This window comes from Sphingobium sp. (assembly GCF_033795625.1).
Lineage (GTDB): Bacteria > Pseudomonadota > Alphaproteobacteria > Sphingomonadales > Sphingomonadaceae > Sphingobium.
Genome location: NZ_JARYGI010000023.1, coordinates 1 through 16,002, shown reverse-complemented (window position 1 = coordinate 16,002; position 16,002 = coordinate 1). Strand labels below are relative to the sequence as shown.

Genomic DNA, 16,002 nt, shown 5'->3' with positions numbered 1-16,002 from the left:
ATGGCGAAACTCTCTCTCTTCGATCGGCGCCGTCAGCGCGTCCGTACCGCCCTCAAGGCACGCTCGGGCCAGAACCCGCGTCCGCGCCTATCCATCCACCGTTCGGGCCAGCACATCTATGCCCAGGTTATCGACGACGCGCAGGGCCACACGGTCGCTGCCGCTTCGACCCTGGAAAAGGATGTCCGGGGCCAGGTCGGCTGCACCAAGGACGCGGCTGCCGAAGTCGGCAAGCGCATCGCAGCGGCCGCAACCAAGGCAGGCGTGACCAAGGTCGTGTTCGACCGTGGAGGCTTCCTGTTTCATGGCCGCGTCAAGGCGCTGGCCGATGCCGCTCGTGAAGGCGGTCTGGAGTTCTGATCATGGCAGACGAAAATAACATCGAAGCCGCAGCACCGGCAGTGGACGCGCCCGGTGCGCCCCCGGCAGACAATCGTGGCCCTCGTCGTGGCCGTGGCGGTCCGGGTGGCGGCAACAATCGTGGCGGCAACGACCGCAACCGTGGTGGCCGTCGCGACGATCGCCGTGGCGGCAACCGCGACGAAGATCAGGGCGAAGAACTGATCGAAAAGCTGGTGCACATCAACCGCGTTTCGAAAACCGTGAAGGGCGGCAAGCGCTTCGGCTTTGCAGCACTCGTCGTCGTCGGCGATGGCAAGGGCCGTGCAGGCTTCGGCCATGGCAAGGCGCGCGAAGTGCCTGAAGCCATCAGCAAGGCGACGGCCGCGGCCAAGAAGGCAATGGTTCGCGTTCCGCTGAAGGAAGGCCGCACGCTGCATCATGATGGCCGTGGCCATTTCGGCGCGGGGAATGTGACCGTCCGTTCGGCTCCGCAGGGTACCGGCATCATCGCCGGTGGTCCGATGCGCGCCGTGTTCGAGAGCCTGGGCGTTGCCGACGTGGTGACCAAGTCCAACGGCACCTCGAACCCCTACAACATGATCCGCGCCACTTTCGAGGCGCTGGGCGAGCAGACCAGCCCCAAGTCGGTTGCGCAGCGCCGTGGCAAGAAGGTCGCTGACCTGCTTCGCCGTGGTGGGGCCAGTGCCGAAGTGGCGCAGGCTGACGCCGAAGCGATTGCGGAGTAAGCAAGTATGGCAACCATCAAGATCAAGCAGATCGGTTCACCGATTCGCCGCCCGGAAAGTCAGAAGAAGATTCTGATTGGCCTGGGGCTTAACAAGATGCACCGCGTGGTGGAGCTTGAGGATAGCGCGGAAATCCGCGGTATGATCAAGAAGCTGCCGCATATGGTGGAGATCGTGGAAGGCTAAGCGCCTTTCCGGTCAGAGAAGAAGCGGCGGGAGAGGGGGAAACCCCTCTTTCGCTTTTTAGAAGGGTGGAGTAGTGCGACACTCCTCCATCCCGCTCCGATTTGTGGGGCAGCGCGACAAAAGCGAAAGCGAGTGCATGACATGACTTTCAAGCTGAACGACATCAAGGATAATGAAGGCGCTCGCAAGGGCCGCATGCGCGTCGGACGCGGCATCGGTTCGGGCAAGGGCAAGACCGCCGGTCGCGGCCAGAAGGGTGCCAAGGCGCGCTCGGGCGTAGCGATCAACGGGTTCGAGGGCGGCCAGATGCCGCTCCACATGCGTATCCCGAAGCGCGGTTTCAACAACATCTTCGCCAAGGATTTCGCGACCGTAAACCTCGGCGCAGTCCAGAAGGCAATTGACGCCGGCAAGCTCGACGCGAAGGCCGTGATCGATCAGGCCGCGCTGCGGGCCGCCAACATTTCGCGCGGCGGCAAGCATGGCGTGCGCCTGCTCGCAAAGGGCGAACTGACCGCGAGCGGCGTCAGCTTCTCGGTCGCGGGTGCTTCGGCATCGGCCATCGCGGCTGTGGAAAAGGCCGGTGGCAAGGTTGAAGTGCTGGAAACCGTCTCGGCTGCTGACAAGGCGAAGGCCAAGAAGGGCACCACGCTCGCTGCTGCAAAGGCTGCAGGCAAGAAGTGATCGCCCGCAAGGGTTGAATGCCTGACCCCGCTGCCCGATAAAGGGTTGGCGGGGTCAGGTGTTTCTGCGTCAGTCGCCATGCCCTGCGCCCAATGCAGGATGGTAGATGACACGCATGCACTCGCCCGCTAAGGGATTTGCGAGTCCGGTGCCGACATCATGGCCCGCCGCACAAGATTTGAAGGTTTGAAAAGCGCATGGCATCGAGAGCCGACCAGCTTGCATCCAGCATCAGCTTCGCCAAGTTCAGTCAGGCGACTGACCTCAAAAAGCGCCTGTGGTTCACCATCGGCGCTCTGATCGTGTTCCGCTTCCTGAGCTTCGTACCCTTGCCGGGCGTCGATCCGACGGTGCTGGCGTCGCTGTACAATCAGACTCGCGGCGGTGTGCTCGACATCTTCAACACCTTCTCGGGCGGAAGCTTGGAGCGTATGAGCCTCATTGCGCTCGGCGTCATGCCTTACATCACGGCGTCGATCGTCGTGCAACTGTCCGCGTCGCTGTCGCCGAAACTTGCGGCGATCAAGAAAGAAGGCGAAAGCGGCCGCAAGAAGCTGAACCAGTATACGCGCTATGGCACTGTCGGCCTGACGGCCATTCAGGGCTATTTCATCGCGGTTGGCCTTGAGAGCTTCGGCGCACAGGCCGGGCAGCAGGCGGTGGTAGACCCCGGCATGCTGTTCCGCGTCGCCGCCGTCATTTCGCTGATCGGCGGCACCATGTTCCTGATGTGGCTGGGCGAGCAGATCACCAGCCGCGGCATCGGCAACGGCACCTCGCTGATCATCATGGCGGGCATCGTCGCGCAGCTTCCGGTGACACTCAGCAATCTGTTCGCTTCGGGGCGCGAAGGCTCGATTTCCGGCCTGCTCATCATGGGCGTCATCGTCCTGTGCCTTGGCCTGATCGCCTTCATCTGCTTCATGGAGCGCGCCCAGCGCCGCGTCCTGATCCAGTATCCCAAGCGCCAGACGCGTCAGGGCATCATGCAGGCGGACCGCAGCCACTTACCGCTGAAGGTCAACACCGCCGGCGTGATCCCGCCGATCTTCGCCTCCTCGCTGCTGCTGATGCCGCTGACCATCTCGCAGTTCGCGGGCCAGACCGTTGCTGGCGAAAGCCGCATGGGCGATTTCGTGTTGTCGCTGAACCAGTATCTGTCGCACGGCAGTCCGCTGTACATGGGCCTTTATGGCCTCGGCATCGTGTTCTTCTGTTTCTTCTACACGGCCGTCGTGTTCAATCCGGAAGAAACTGCCGATAACCTCAAGCGCAATGGCGGCTTCATCCCCGGCATTCGCCCCGGCAAGAACACCGAGAACTACCTCGATTACGTGCTGACGCGTATTACCGTTATCGGCGCGGCCTATCTGGCGATCATCTGCCTTATTCCGGAGTTCCTGATCGCACGGGCTGGAATCCCCTTCTATCTGGGCGGGACTAGCTTGTTGATCGTGGTCAACGTAACGGTGGATACCGTAACCCAGATCCAGAGCCATCTTCTTGCGCATCAATATGGCGATCTTATCAAGAAGGCGAAGCTGAAGGGCCGCATCCGCTAGACTATAGCGGGATTATCGCGCCACATAACAGGGGAGACGCGCGCGCATGAATATCATCCTTCTCGGGCCTCCGGGCGCCGGCAAAGGTACACAGGCGACGCAACTGGTCGACAGCCGCGGCATGGTGCAGCTTTCGACTGGGGATATGCTGCGCGCCGCCGTTAAGGCTGGCACCCCCACGGGGTTGAAGGCCAAGGCCGTCATGGAAGCCGGGCAACTGGTATCGGACGACATCGTCTCCGGCATCATCGGCGAGGCACTGGATGATCTCTCCACTGACACCGGCGTAATCTTCGACGGTTATCCGCGCACCGCTGCACAGGCGGAATCGCTCGATGAGATATTGTCCGCGCGCGGACGCACGCTGCACCATGTGATCGAGCTTGAAGTGAACGAGGATGCGCTGGTCGAGCGGATCACCGGGCGCTTCACCTGCGCCAGTTGCGGCGAGGGCTATCACGACAGCTTCAAGCTGCCCAAGGTCGCAGGCATATGCGACCGCTGCGGCAGCACGGAGTTCAAGCGGCGTCCGGACGACAACGAGGAGACGGTCCGCACCCGCATGGCCGAATATCGCGCCAAGACCGCGCCGATCCTGCCGATCTACGAGGCGCGCGGGATCGTCAGCCGCGTGGACGGCATGGCCGACATGGCTCATGTGTCCTCTGCGATCGCTTCGATACTGGACACTTCGATACTGGACAGGCCGCAGGCTTAGAATATGCTCTCCCTCGGCAACGGGGAGGGTGGTATGCGGTTTTTCCTATCTTTGGCAAGTGCGGCGCTTCTGGCGAGTTCGGCTACGGCAAGCGTGACGTCCGCCAGTGATGCGGGCTTCGATACCGTCTCCACGGTTGAGATCGCGGCGTCTCCTGCCGATGTTTATGCGGTGCTCGTCACGCCGGCGCGCTGGTGGGTCGCGGCGCACAGCTATTCGGGCAAGGCCGCCAATCTATCGATAAATCCACAAGCTGGCGGCTGCTTCTGCGAAAGCCTCCCTGCTACTGCACTGACCGGGGCGGGAAGCGTTGAGCATGCCCGCGTCCTGTACGCGCAGCCCGCCAGCACTTTGCGCCTGTCCGGCGCTCTCGGCCCGTTGCAGGCAGAGGCGGCAGTCGGCACGCTGACCTTCACGCTGGAGCCAGCCGGGCAGGGCACAAAAGTCACGATGAGCTATGTCGTCGGTGGCCATATTCGGGGTGGCGCCGCAGCAGTCGCGCCGATCGTCGATCAGGTGATGGCGCAGCAGCTTCACGGCCTGAAAGCCGCAGCGGAAAAGCGCGCACCCTAAGTGAAACCACGTGCCCGGCCCGAATTTGCTGATACACTCCCGCAACGAATGATTGCTCGACTCGGATCGGGTGACGCGGGTCGCCACTGGATCGTATAAGGGGAGAGCAGAGTGGCCGTTTCAGATCATGTCGACCTGTCCACATTCATAGAAGGCGTCCGGAAGCGCAATCCGGGGCAGGACGAATTCGTTCAGGCCGTGCAGGAAGTTGCCGAAGACATCTACGACTTCATCGCCGACAAAGAGCAATATCACCATTACCAGATCCTGCGCCGCATAGCCGAGCCCGACCGGATCGTATCCTTCCGCGTCACGTGGGAAGACGACAATCACAACATTCGCGTCAACCGCGGGTGGCGCGTGCAGAACAACAACTCGATCGGTCCGTACAAGGGCGGCATTCGCTTCCACCCTTCCGTGACCGAAAGCGTTCTTAAATTCCTGGCCTTCGAGCAGACCTTCAAGAACGCGCTGACCGGCCTCCCCATGGGCGGCGGCAAGGGCGGCGCGAACTTCAATCCGAAGGGCAAGAGCGACCATGAGGTTATGCGTTTCTGCCAGAGCTTCATGACCGAGCTGTATCGCCATGTCGGTGCTGACGTGGACGTCCCGGCAGGCGACATCGGCGTCGGCTCGCGCGAGATCGGCTATATGTTTGGCCAGTACAAGCGGATCACCAATCAGTTCACTGGCGTGCTGACCGGCAAGGGGCTGGAATATGGCGGGTCGCTGATCCGTCCGGAGGCGACCGGCTATGGAGCCGTCTATTTCCTTGCCAACATGCTGAAGACCAAGGGGCAGGACCTTTCCGGCAAGAGGGCGGTCATCTCCGGCTCCGGCAATGTCGCGACCCATGCTGCCGAGAAGATCGTGCAGCTTGGCGGGAAGGTCCTGACGCTGTCCGACAGTCAGGGCTTCATCCACGATCCTGATGGCATTACGCAGGAGAAGATCGACTGGGTGAAGGCGCACAAGACCAAGCGTCGCGGCCGGATCGCCGACTATGTGGCCGAATATCCGGGCGCCACCTACACGGAAGGCAAAGCCCCCTGGGGCGTGCCTTGCGATGTCGCGCTGCCCTGTGCGACCCAGAACGAGCTGCTGGGCGAGGACGCAAGGGAACTGGTCAAGAACGGCTGCATCGCGGTTGCGGAAGGCGCCAACATGCCGACCAACCTTGAGGGCGTGCACGTCTTCAAGGACGCGAAGATCCTGTTCGCGCCGGGCAAGGCAGCGAATGCCGGTGGCGTCGCCGTCTCGGGCCTCGAAATGAGCCAGAACAGCGAACGCCGTTCCTGGAGGGAATCCGAATTGCAGCAATTGTTGCTCGACATCATGGAAGGCATTCACAGCAGCTGCGTCGCTTACGGCGATCAGGGCGGCGGCTATGTCGATTATGTGAAGGGCGCCAATATCGCGGGCTTCAAGAAGGTTGCCGACGCCATGCTTGCCTATGGCGTAGTCTGATCCTGCTCCGGTTCCGCCTCACGGCAAGGCGGAACCGGACAAGGCCACAGCATCGGGCTGTTCAATTCGATTTTCAGCGCTATCCTACCTGTCCAACAACAAGGAGGATGCCATGATCGTGACGTTTATCGGAACGGATCGTTCGGAAACGGCAGTGAATGCAGCGCAAGTGACGTTCGTATCCTCAGTGACCGATGGCACGCGCATCCGTTTCGGCGAAGGGCGTAGCGTGACAGTCACCGAGCCGATTGCGGAGGTCGTGGAGACTCTCAATCGCGGCTTGCGGCCGCACGAATAGGCGGCGGAGTATCCGCGGGCCACGCGCTGCTTGACAGTCCGGCGGCGACTCATTAAGGGCAGCCAATCCCGACACGCTTGGTTGCGGCAGTGCAGATGCGCTGGCCGTCTTTTTTGCGTCCGGGGGTTCACATCGAAGCTTTGAGATGGGGCGCTGCCACACGCCCCGTGGAGCAGGAGAATTAGTTACATGGCACGTATTGCGGGCGTCAACATCCCGACCAACAAGCGCGTTATCATCGCGCTCACCTACATCCACGGCATCGGCCGCAAGACCGCCGTCGACATCGCCGACAAGCTGGGCATCGACCAGAGCCGCCGCGTACAGGATCTGTCCGACGCCGAAGTTCTGCAGATCCGCGAAGCGATCGACGCGAGCTATCAGGTCGAAGGCGATCTGCGCCGCACCACCGCAATGAACATCAAGCGCCTGATGGACCTGGCCTGCTATCGCGGCCTGCGTCATCGCAAGGGGCTGCCGGTTCGCGGTCAGCGCACGCACACCAATGCCCGCACCCGCAAGGGCAAGGCCAAGGCAATCGCCGGCAAGAAGAAGTAAGGCGCTCGCCTGTTTTCACGGGCTTCAAGAGCACTTTCTTTTTTCCAGTTTTGAGTAGGATATAAAATGGCACGGGAACCCCAGCGCATTAAGAAGCGGGAGCGCAAGAACATCTCCTCCGGCGTCGCGCATGTGAACGCCAGCTTCAACAACACCATGATCACGATCACCGATGCCCAGGGCAACGCGATCTCCTGGTCTTCCGCCGGCACGATGGGCTTCAAGGGGTCGCGCAAGTCGACGCCTTATGCCGCTCAGGTTTGCGCGGAAGATGCAGGGCGCAAGGCGGCCGAACATGGCGTGCGCACTCTGGAAGTCGAAGTGAAGGGCCCCGGTTCGGGCCGTGAATCCGCGCTTCGTGCGCTGCAGGCGGTCGGTTTCACGATCACCTCCATCCGGGACGTTACGCCGATCCCGCATAACGGCGTGCGCCCGTCCAAGCGTCGCCGCGTTTAAGGCCAAAGCCGTTCTGGTGTGCGGCGGACGCGTCGCACATCCACTTTTGAATCGGCCGGGGCACTTCCACTGACGCAGCGGAGCGGCCCCCGCCACATTCCCAGGGGAATTACATGACTGTCAACATGAAGAACTGGCAGGAATTGAAGAAGCCCAACGCTCTTGAGATCAAGGCGGGCGGCGACTCCAGGCGCAAGGCGACGTTCGTTGCCGAACCACTGGAGCGCGGTTTCGGTCTGACGCTCGGCAATGCGTTGCGTCGCGTTCTTCTTTCCTCGCTTCAGGGCGCGGCGGTCACTTCGATCAAGATCGAAAACGTGCTGCATGAATTCTCCTCGCTTGCCGGCGTGCGTGAAGACGTCACCGACATCGTGCTGAACGTGAAGCAGGTTGCCCTGCGCATGGAAGGCGACGGTCCCAAGCGGCTGCAGCTTTCCGCGACTGGCCCTGCCGAAGTGACGGCCGGAGATATCGCGGTTTCGGGTGACATCGAAGTGATGAACCCGGACCTCATCATCTGCCATCTCGACGAAGGCGCGACGCTGAACATGGAACTGACGGCGGATGTCGGCAAGGGCTATGTCCCCGCCGTCGCCAACCGTCCCGCCGACGCTCCCATCGGCCTGATCCCTGTGGATGCGCTGTATTCGCCCGTTCGTCAGGTGGCATACAAGGTCGACAACACTCGCGTCGGTCAGGAACTCGACTATGACAAGCTGTCGCTGACGGTCGAGACCGACGGCACCGTGACTCCCGAAGATGCCGTGGCCTTCGCTGCGCGCATTCTCCAGGATCAGTTGCAGCTGTTCGTCCACTTCGAAGACGCGCTACCCACCGCTGCGCCGTCCACGGGTGGCCATGCCGTCGCTACGGCGTCGGAGAGCGAAGGCGATACGAACCAGATCAATCGCTATCTTCTCAAGAAGGTGGACGAGCTGGAGCTGTCGGTGCGTTCGGCAAACTGCCTCAAGAACGACAACATCATCTACATCGGCGATCTGGTCCAGAAGACCGAAGCCGAGATGCTGCGCACGCCGAACTTCGGCCGCAAGTCGCTGAACGAGATCAAGGAAGTGCTCTCGTCCATGGGTCTGCGCCTCGGCATGGATATTCCGGGCTGGCCGCCCGAGAATATCGAGGAAATGGCGAAGAAGCTGGAGCAGGAACTGCTCGGCTAAAACATTCCGGTACCCTGGCCTCCGCTGGGGTGACGAATTGGGCTCTGGGCGGTGGCCCTTATCCGCACCGCCTGGTCCGGGATACCTCGAACGGTCCCTGAACGAACGAAAAGGAAGTTATCATGCGTCATCGCGTAGGCGGCCGTAAGCTGCAACGTACCTCCAGCCATCGCGCGGCCCTGTTCCGCAACATGGCCGCTGCTCTCATCAAGCACGAGCAGATCACCACTACCGTGCCAAAGGCTAAGGAACTGCGTCCTTACGTTGAAAAGCTGGTCACGCTGGCGAAGAAGGGTGGCCTGTCCAACCGTCGTCTCGCGCATTCGCGTCTTCTGGACGATGCGCAGCTGGTCAAGCTGTTCGAGGTCCTCGCCGAGCGCTACAAGGATCGCGCTGGCGGCTACACCCGCGTGATCAAGGCCGGCATCCGCGCCTCGGACGCCGCTCCGATCGCGATCATCGAATTCGTCGACCGCGACGTCAGCGCCAAGGGGCAGGACTCCGGTCCGGTCCAGACGGCGGACGAGGACGAATACGAGGCAGCATGAATCTTTTCGCTGCCGGGGCTTAACCGGCGGCGCATCGCTTCACAAACAGGCCGCAGCTTTATAAGCTTGCGGCCTGAATTGTTTTGGGAGAACAATCATGTCGTCTCTTGGCGTGCTGCGCGCGCTGACCCTTGCGCCCGCGCTGCTTGCGCTAACGCCTGCATTGGCCGAGGGTCCTTTGGACAAGCCCAGCACGGCGACGATCATGAAGGAAGCGATGCTCTCTTATCCGCAATCTCGCCGCCTCGATCTCGTCGAGGATCATTTCGGCACGAAGGTCCTGGACCCCTATCGCTGGCTGGAAGCGGACGTGCGGCAGGATGAGGCCGTGCGGGAGTGGGTGACGGCGCAGAATGCCGTGACGCAGGAGTATCTGAGCACGCTGCCGGGTCGCGATGTTCTCAAGCGCCGGATGGCGAAGCTCTACGACTATGGCCGGTTTTCCACGCCGACCAAGGCGGGCGGCCGCTATTTCTACACCTATAATACGGGCCTTCAGAACCAGTCGCCGCTATTCGTGCGCGAAGGGCTGACCGGCAAGCAGCGGATGCTGCTCGACCCCAACGCGATGTCGAAGGACCATGCCACGGCGCTTGCCGAATGGAAGCCTTCGCCCGATGGCCGCTATCTCCTCTACTCGGTGCAGGACGGCGGCACCGACTGGCGCACCCTGGGCCTGATCGACGCGGGCAACGGCAAGACGCTGGGCGACCGCGTGGAATGGGTCAAGTTCTCGGACCTCAGCTGGGACGCGGAAGGGCAGGGCTTCTTCTATTCGCGCTTCGCCGCGCCCGCGCAGGGGGCGGCGTTCCAGTCGCTGAACGAAAATCAGCAGGTCTATTATCACCGCGTCGGCACGCCGCAGACGGACGACCTCCTGATCTACCAGACGCCGGACCGCCCGAAGCTTGGCCACAGCGCCAAAGTCACCGATGACGGCAAATGGCTCGTCATCACATCGATGTCGGGCACGGATGAAAAGCAGGAAGTGACGCTGGTGTCGCTCCGGCGGCTGGCGCGACGCACCGATTGCCCCGCGCACACTGGTCAAGGGCCTCGACAATGAATGGCGGCTGGTCGGGAGCAGGGGCGACACGCTCTGGTTCATCACTGACAAAGGCGCGCCGCGTATGCGCCTCGTCACGCTCGACGCCGCCGACCCCGCCGCGCCGCCTTTCGAGGTGGTCCGGGAACAGCCCGACACGCTGACCGGCGGATCGCTGATCGGCGAGCGCATCATCCTTGCCTATATGGAAAACGCCAAGACGGTGGCGCAACTGTTCGAACTGGACGGCCGGGCAGTAGGCGACGTGCCGTTGCCGGGCGTGGGAACCGCGGCGGGCTTTTCGGGCAAGGCTGGCGACTCCGAAACCTTCTTCAGCTTCTCCAGCTTCACCATGCCCTCGACCATCTATCGCTATGACACGGCGACCGGCGCGACCAGCATTTTCGCGCAGCCGGAACTGGGCTTCGACCCACAGAATTTTGTTACCGAGCAGCTGTTCTACCCATCAAAGGACGGCACGAAGATCCCGATGTTCCTGATCCGTCGGAAGGACATCGCACTCGCATCGAAACCTGCCCCGACGCTGCTCTATGGTTACGGCGGGTTCAACATCTCGATCACGCCCGGCTTCTCGGCCACGCGGCTCGCCTGGCTGGAGCAGGGCGGGGCGCTCGCCATCGCCAATCTCCGCGGTGGCGGTGAATTTGGAAAGGCGTGGCACGATGCCGGGCGCGGCCAGAACAAGCAGAACGTGTTCGACGATTTCATAGCCGCGGGCGAGTTCCTGAAAGCCAATGGCTATACCGGCCAGGACCAGCTCGCGATCGAGGGCCGCTCAAATGGCGGCCTGCTGGTCGGCGCGGTCGTCAACCAGCGCCCGGACCTGTTCGCCGCAGCGCTCCCCGGCGTCGGCGTCATGGACATGCTGCGTTTCGACCGTTTCACGGCGGGGCGGTACTGGGTAGACGATTATGGCTACCCTTCCAAGCGCCGCGACTTCCGGCTGCTCTACAGCTATTCCCCCTATCACAACATCATGGCGGGCAAGGATTATCCCGCGATCATGGTCACGACCGCCGACACTGACGATCGCGTAGTGCCCGGCCACAGCTTCAAATATGCCGCCGCGCTGCAGGCCGCCAGGATCGGCGCCAAACCGCACCTGATCCGCATCGAAACACGCGCCGGCCATGGCTCGGGCAAGCCGACGGACAAGATCATCGAGGAATTTTCCGACATGTACGCCTTCATCGCGAACTGGACTGGCCTAGCCATCACCGATCCCGTCAAATAGGGCACGCTACTGGACAGGTCGGCCCGCCATCTTTATCGGGCAGCCATGACAGACCAGCACCCCGACTCCATCCTCATCGTCGATTTCGGCAGCCAGGTTACGCAGCTCATCGCCCGCCGCGTGCGAGAGGCGGGGGTGTATAGCGAGATCGCTCCCTTCAACAGCGCCGCGGAAGCCTTTGAGCGCATGCAGCCCAAGGGCATCATCCTGTCGGGCGGCCCATCCTCGGTCATGTGGGAGGACAGCCCCCGCGCTCCGCAGGCTGTCTTCGATGCAGGCGTGCCGGTCCTCGGCATCTGCTACGGGCAGCAGACGATGATGCAGCAACTCGGCGGCAATGTCGAAGGCGGCGAGAGCGGCGAATTCGGCCGCGCCTTCATCGAAGTCCACAAGCCTTGCGCGCTGTTCGATGGCCTGTGGCATCCGGGCGAGCGGCATCAGGTATGGATGAGCCACGGCGACAAGGTCACGCGCCTCGCCCAAGGCTTCGAGGTCGTCGCCACCAGCGAAGGCGCGCCCTATGCCATCGTCGCCAACGAAGCCAAGCGCTTCTACGCGATGCAATTTCACCCCGAAGTCGTCCACACGCCCGACGGCGGCAAGCTGATCGCCAACTTCGCCCGCCACGTCTGCGGCCTTGCGGGCGACTGGACGATGGCGGAGTTCCGCGCGACCAAGATCGCCGAGATCCGCGCGCAAGTTGGCTCCGGCCGTGTCATCTGCGGCCTGTCGGGCGGCGTCGACTCCGCCGTGGCCGCCGTGCTGATCCACGAAGCCATAGGCGACCAGCTCACCTGCGTCTTCGTCGACCACGGCCTGATGCGGCTCGGCGAGGCGGAGCAGGTGGTCTCGCTCTTCCGCGAACATTACGGCATAAAGCTCGTACATGTGAACGCCGAAGCGCAGTTCCTCGGCGGTCTCGCGGGCCTCACAGACCCCGAAAAGAAGCGCAAGTTCATCGGCGGCGCCTTCATCGAACTGTTCGAGGAGCAGGCCCGCGCAGTCGGCGGCGCGGACTTCCTGGCGCAGGGCACGCTCTATCCCGATGTCATCGAGAGCGTCTCCTTCACCGGCGGCCCCAGCGTCACCATCAAGAGCCACCACAATGTCGGCGGCCTGCCGGAACGCATGAACATGAAGCTGGTCGAGCCGCTGCGCGAATTGTTCAAGGACGAAGTGCGCGTGCTGGGCAAGGAACTGGGCCTCCCCGACATCTTCGTCGGCCGCCATCCGTTCCCCGGACCGGGCCTTGCCATCCGCATCCCCGGCGAAGTCACCAAGGAACGCTGCGACATCCTGCGCAAGGCCGACGCGATCTACCTCGAGGAAATCCGTGCGGCGGGCCTGTACAATGCCATCTGGCAGGCGTTCGCGGTGCTTCTGCCGGTCCGCACGGTCGGCGTAATGGGCGACCTGCGCACATATGACAGCGTCTGCGCCCTGCGCGCCGTCACCAGCACCGACGGCATGACCGCCGACATCTACCCCTTCGACGCCGCTTTCCTGAGCCGCGTCGCCACGCGCATCATCAATGAAGTAAAGGGCATCAACCGCGTGGTGTATGATTACACGTCGAAGCCGCCCGGCACGATCGAGTGGGAATGATTCAGGGGCCATTTTTGGCTATCGCGATCAATCGGCAAAGCTCCGCCAAAGCATTGAAATAAAAAGATTATCTCACGTTATCTATCGAGGTCAATCGCGGAGCAGCGATTGGCCCTGGCGTCATGCGTGACGGTATCCGGCAAACTTGCACTTGGCCCAATTCAGCGATACCGTCAGAGGTATTGAAGCCAGTGACGGTATTTCGTCCGCACTAAGCCATTGTAAATCAAGCGATAATGTCGGCGAAAATGGCCGAAAATCGCCTGACGGTATTTTGCGTAGAGGAGGTCGGTATGCTCACCGATGTTGCCCTTAAGAACCTGAAACCACGCGAAAAAGCATACAAGGTCACGGACCGTGACGGCCTTTATGTTCAGGTCTCAACCTCCGGGACGCTGACGTTTCGGCTGGACTACCGGCTGCATGGGCGACGCGAGACGCTGACGCTCGGGAAGTACGGTCCCTCCGGTCTGTCCCTTGCTCGAGCCCGTGAAGCGACGATCGACGCTAAACGTGCAGTCTTCGAAGGCATGTCCCCTGCCCAGGAAAAGCAGCGCGACAAACGCCGGATCAAGGAGGCCAAGAGCTTCGGTGAGTTTGGTGAGCGCTGGTTGGTGAAGGCGCCGATGGCGGACAGCACCCGCGCAATGCGGCGTTCGATCTTCGAACGAGAGCTTCTGCCAGTCTGGAAGAATCGGCTGCTGACAGAAATCACGCCGGATGATCTGCGCGCCCACTGCGGCAAGATCGTCGATCGCGGCGCTCCGGCGACTGCGATCCATGTCCGCGACATCCTCAAGCAGATCTACGGATTTGCGATCTTGCACGGCGAGAAGGTCGCCAATCCAGCCGACGATGTCGGCCCCGCCTCGATCGCGACGTTCGTTCCAAAGGACCGGTCGCTGTCGCCGACGGAAATTCGCGTGATGCTCAAGCAGCTCGACCATGTGGCGACGCTGCCAACGATCCGACTCGGGATGCGCCTCTTCCTGCTGACGATGGTGCGTAAGAGCGAGCTGCAGGATGCGGTCTGGGACGAGGTCGACTTCGAGAACGCCGTGTGGACGATCCCCAAGGAGCGCATGAAGCGATCCAAGGCGCATAACGTCTATCTCTCGCAGCAATGCCTCGACATCATGATCGCGTTGAAGACCTGCGCGGGCAACTCGCGCTACCTTCTGCCGTCTCGGTATGATGCGGATGCGCCAATGTCCCGGGCGACCTTCAACCGCGTCACCTATGCTGTCGTGGAGCGCGCGCAGAAGGAAGGCTTACCGCTGGAGCCGTTCACGGTACATGACTTGCGCCGGACCGGATCGACCCTGCTCAACGAACTGGGGTTCAACAGCGACTGGATCGAAAAGTGCCTGGCTCATGAAGATGGGCGGTCCTCGCGCGGCGTCTACAACAAGGCGGAGTACGAGCATCAGCGCCGGCATATGATGCAGGAATGGTCTGATATCATCGATGCTTGGGTGGCGGGGCAGAAGCGCGTGCCGGTCCTGATTCCGCCCTCGATGCCTATGCTCGCGCCTGATCCGGCGCTTTGACGGGGCGCGCCTTGCGCTTGCGCACATCGGGATGCGGCGCGCGGTCGATTGGCGATCGCCGGGCTGTCGCCAGGCGCTCGGTCAGCCAGGCTTCGACCTCGGCCAGATCCCACACCACACAGCGCGGAGTGAGCGCGAAGCGACGAGGGAATTCGCCGCGCTGTTCCATCTCATAGATAGTGGTGTCGGCCAGCGGTACGATCTGCCGAAGCTCATGGCGGCGGATCATCCGCTTTTTGAGGGCCTCAGATTTCGTCGACATAACTCTACTCCAACGAGATTAGCGTCTGATGCCGATTGGAGCCGATAGACCCGACATGAAAAGAGCGAACGCACCGGCGTAGGGCTCGCGGCGGCAATGGCGTACAAATCGGCGGGGTCGTTCTTGTCGTCCCGTAGCCCTTAGTCAGGCGCGAGGGGCAGTCCGTCGATCGCCGCGACGGCGTCAACAAGCTGTCGTCGCAGGCTCGCCAGACCGATCGCCAAAACCAAGTCTTGCCGATCCGCCAAGCTGAGCATCGTGCGGAGGACGAGATCAGAGTGACGCATCAGGATTACCAGGTTCTCCCCGCTGGGGCTGTTTTTGCCCTCGAACCAGTTCCGAACCGCGCGCTCGTTTGAGCGCGTGAGCTGCGCCACTGTCTTGTGGGCAGAGGGCGTGTTGCCAAATTCCGCCTTCAGCGCAGCGGCGATTGCGGCGGCAAGGGGCTCGTTAGGTTGGGGCGACGGAAAAGAATTTCCAGTTTTCGACTGAAGTTTTCGGTCTTTCTCGGAGAACGACATTCGTTCTGACTCCCAATAGATTTGGTGGGAAGTCGAACCTGTCCGCTCGGAGCCTAAACGAAAGCAGCCGGTGTGATGAACCTATCGGAGTCGGTCACTGCTGAAGCATCGCCGCGACCTCCGGTGCGCGCTGCGCAGTATGTCCGCATGTCGACGGAGCATCAGAAATATTCGACCGAGAACCAGGCCGAAATCATCGCCCAATACGCCGCTCGGCGTGGCTTCGAGATCGTGAAGACCTACGAGGACTCGGGCAAGAGCGGCCTTCGGCTCGATGGTCGGCTATCGCTTCAGCAGCTCATCGCCGACGTGCGAGGCGGTCAGACCGACTTCAAAGCGATCCTTGTCTATGACGTGAGCCGCTGGGGCCGGTGGACTTGTAACGGTTTTGCGCCGGTCACCTGAGCGATTAGAGCTCGCAACAGGAGACCGACGAGATGATCAAGCA

General features: G+C 62.0%; 18 protein-coding genes and 1 pseudogene. 17 read left to right on the top strand and 2 right to left on the bottom strand.

Features of this window, described 5'->3' with window-relative positions; translation table 11 throughout:
• The 16 genes and pseudogenes from rplR to QHC67_RS12155 all read left to right on the top strand — a co-directional run bounded on the left by rplR (nt 1) and on the right by QHC67_RS12155 (nt 14,771).
• The gene (rplR, locus tag QHC67_RS12230) at nt 1–360 is read left to right on the top strand and encodes a 50S ribosomal protein L18 (protein WP_319294716.1); all 360 of its coding nucleotides are present in this window, start codon (nt 1–3) and stop codon (nt 358–360) included.
• A 2-nt stretch (nt 361–362) separates the two neighbouring features.
• Complete coding sequence (gene rpsE / locus QHC67_RS12225) at nt 363–1,088, top strand: 30S ribosomal protein S5 (RefSeq protein ID WP_319294714.1); 726 nt, start codon at nt 363–365, stop codon at nt 1,086–1,088.
• Between the two features lie 6 nt (nt 1,089–1,094).
• On the top strand, nt 1,095–1,274 hold the full coding sequence (gene rpmD / locus QHC67_RS12220; RefSeq protein ID WP_319294712.1) for a 50S ribosomal protein L30: 180 nt from the start codon (nt 1,095–1,097) through the stop codon (nt 1,272–1,274).
• 141 nt (nt 1,275–1,415) lie between these two features.
• The gene (rplO, locus tag QHC67_RS12215) at nt 1,416–1,958 is read left to right on the top strand and encodes a 50S ribosomal protein L15 (RefSeq protein WP_319294710.1); all 543 of its coding nucleotides are present in this window, start codon (nt 1,416–1,418) and stop codon (nt 1,956–1,958) included.
• Between the two features lie 197 nt (nt 1,959–2,155).
• Complete coding sequence (gene secY, locus QHC67_RS12210) at nt 2,156–3,520, top strand: preprotein translocase subunit SecY (RefSeq protein WP_319294708.1); 1,365 nt, start codon at nt 2,156–2,158, stop codon at nt 3,518–3,520.
• Nucleotides 3,521–3,566: 46 nt separating this feature from the next.
• Nucleotides 3,567–4,238 (top strand): adenylate kinase, encoded by a 672-nt coding sequence (locus QHC67_RS12205; protein WP_319294706.1) that lies wholly within the window; start codon nt 3,567–3,569, stop codon nt 4,236–4,238.
• A 33-nt stretch (nt 4,239–4,271) separates the two neighbouring features.
• A complete protein-coding gene (locus QHC67_RS12200; protein ID WP_319294705.1) occupies nt 4,272–4,811 on the top strand; it encodes an SRPBCC domain-containing protein in 540 nt (179 codons plus the stop codon).
• A 111-nt stretch (nt 4,812–4,922) separates the two neighbouring features.
• On the top strand, nt 4,923–6,278 hold the full coding sequence (gene gdhA, locus QHC67_RS12195; RefSeq protein WP_319294703.1) for an NADP-specific glutamate dehydrogenase: 1,356 nt from the start codon (nt 4,923–4,925) through the stop codon (nt 6,276–6,278).
• A gap of 112 nt (nt 6,279–6,390) precedes the next feature.
• On the top strand, nt 6,391–6,576 hold the full coding sequence (locus QHC67_RS12190; RefSeq protein WP_319294701.1) for a hypothetical protein: 186 nt from the start codon (nt 6,391–6,393) through the stop codon (nt 6,574–6,576).
• 189 nt (nt 6,577–6,765) lie between these two features.
• On the top strand, nt 6,766–7,134 hold the full coding sequence (gene rpsM, locus QHC67_RS12185) for a 30S ribosomal protein S13 (RefSeq protein WP_319294699.1): 369 nt from the start codon (nt 6,766–6,768) through the stop codon (nt 7,132–7,134).
• A 66-nt stretch (nt 7,135–7,200) separates the two neighbouring features.
• Entirely contained in the window at nt 7,201–7,590 is a 390-nt protein-coding gene (gene rpsK, locus QHC67_RS12180; RefSeq protein WP_104953188.1) for a 30S ribosomal protein S11, read from the top strand.
• A 113-nt stretch (nt 7,591–7,703) separates the two neighbouring features.
• Entirely contained in the window at nt 7,704–8,768 is a 1,065-nt protein-coding gene (locus QHC67_RS12175; protein WP_319294697.1) for a DNA-directed RNA polymerase subunit alpha, read from the top strand.
• 122 nt (nt 8,769–8,890) lie between these two features.
• The gene (rplQ, locus tag QHC67_RS12170; protein WP_319294695.1) at nt 8,891–9,316 is read left to right on the top strand and encodes a 50S ribosomal protein L17; all 426 of its coding nucleotides are present in this window, start codon (nt 8,891–8,893) and stop codon (nt 9,314–9,316) included.
• A 97-nt stretch (nt 9,317–9,413) separates the two neighbouring features.
• A pseudogene (locus QHC67_RS12165) lies at nt 9,414–11,616 on the top strand (prolyl oligopeptidase family serine peptidase).
• 45 nt (nt 11,617–11,661) lie between these two features.
• Nucleotides 11,662–13,221, top strand: coding sequence for a glutamine-hydrolyzing GMP synthase (gene guaA, locus QHC67_RS12160; RefSeq protein WP_319294693.1), 1,560 nt, complete (start codon nt 11,662–11,664; stop codon nt 13,219–13,221).
• Nucleotides 13,222–13,514: 293 nt separating this feature from the next.
• Nucleotides 13,515–14,771, top strand: coding sequence for a tyrosine-type recombinase/integrase (locus QHC67_RS12155; protein ID WP_319294691.1), 1,257 nt, complete (start codon nt 13,515–13,517; stop codon nt 14,769–14,771).
• Here the strand turns inward: QHC67_RS12155 and QHC67_RS12150 are convergent.
• Together QHC67_RS12150 and QHC67_RS12145 are read right to left on the bottom strand one after the other, a co-directional pair.
• On the bottom strand, nt 14,743–15,033 hold the full coding sequence (locus tag QHC67_RS12150; protein WP_091738346.1) for a helix-turn-helix transcriptional regulator: 291 nt from the start codon (nt 15,031–15,033) through the stop codon (nt 14,743–14,745). The genes QHC67_RS12155 and QHC67_RS12150 overlap by 29 nt on opposite strands.
• A 140-nt stretch (nt 15,034–15,173) precedes the next feature.
• Entirely contained in the window at nt 15,174–15,554 is a 381-nt protein-coding gene (locus QHC67_RS12145) for a hypothetical protein (protein WP_009820572.1), read from the bottom strand.
• Nucleotides 15,555–15,629: 75 nt separating this feature from the next.
• Between QHC67_RS12145 and QHC67_RS12140 the strand changes: the two genes are divergently transcribed.
• Nucleotides 15,630–15,959: a recombinase family protein gene (locus tag QHC67_RS12140; RefSeq protein WP_319294673.1), complete on the top strand. Its 330-nt coding sequence runs from the start codon at nt 15,630–15,632 to the stop codon at nt 15,957–15,959.
• Nucleotides 15,960–16,002 lie beyond the last annotated feature (43 nt).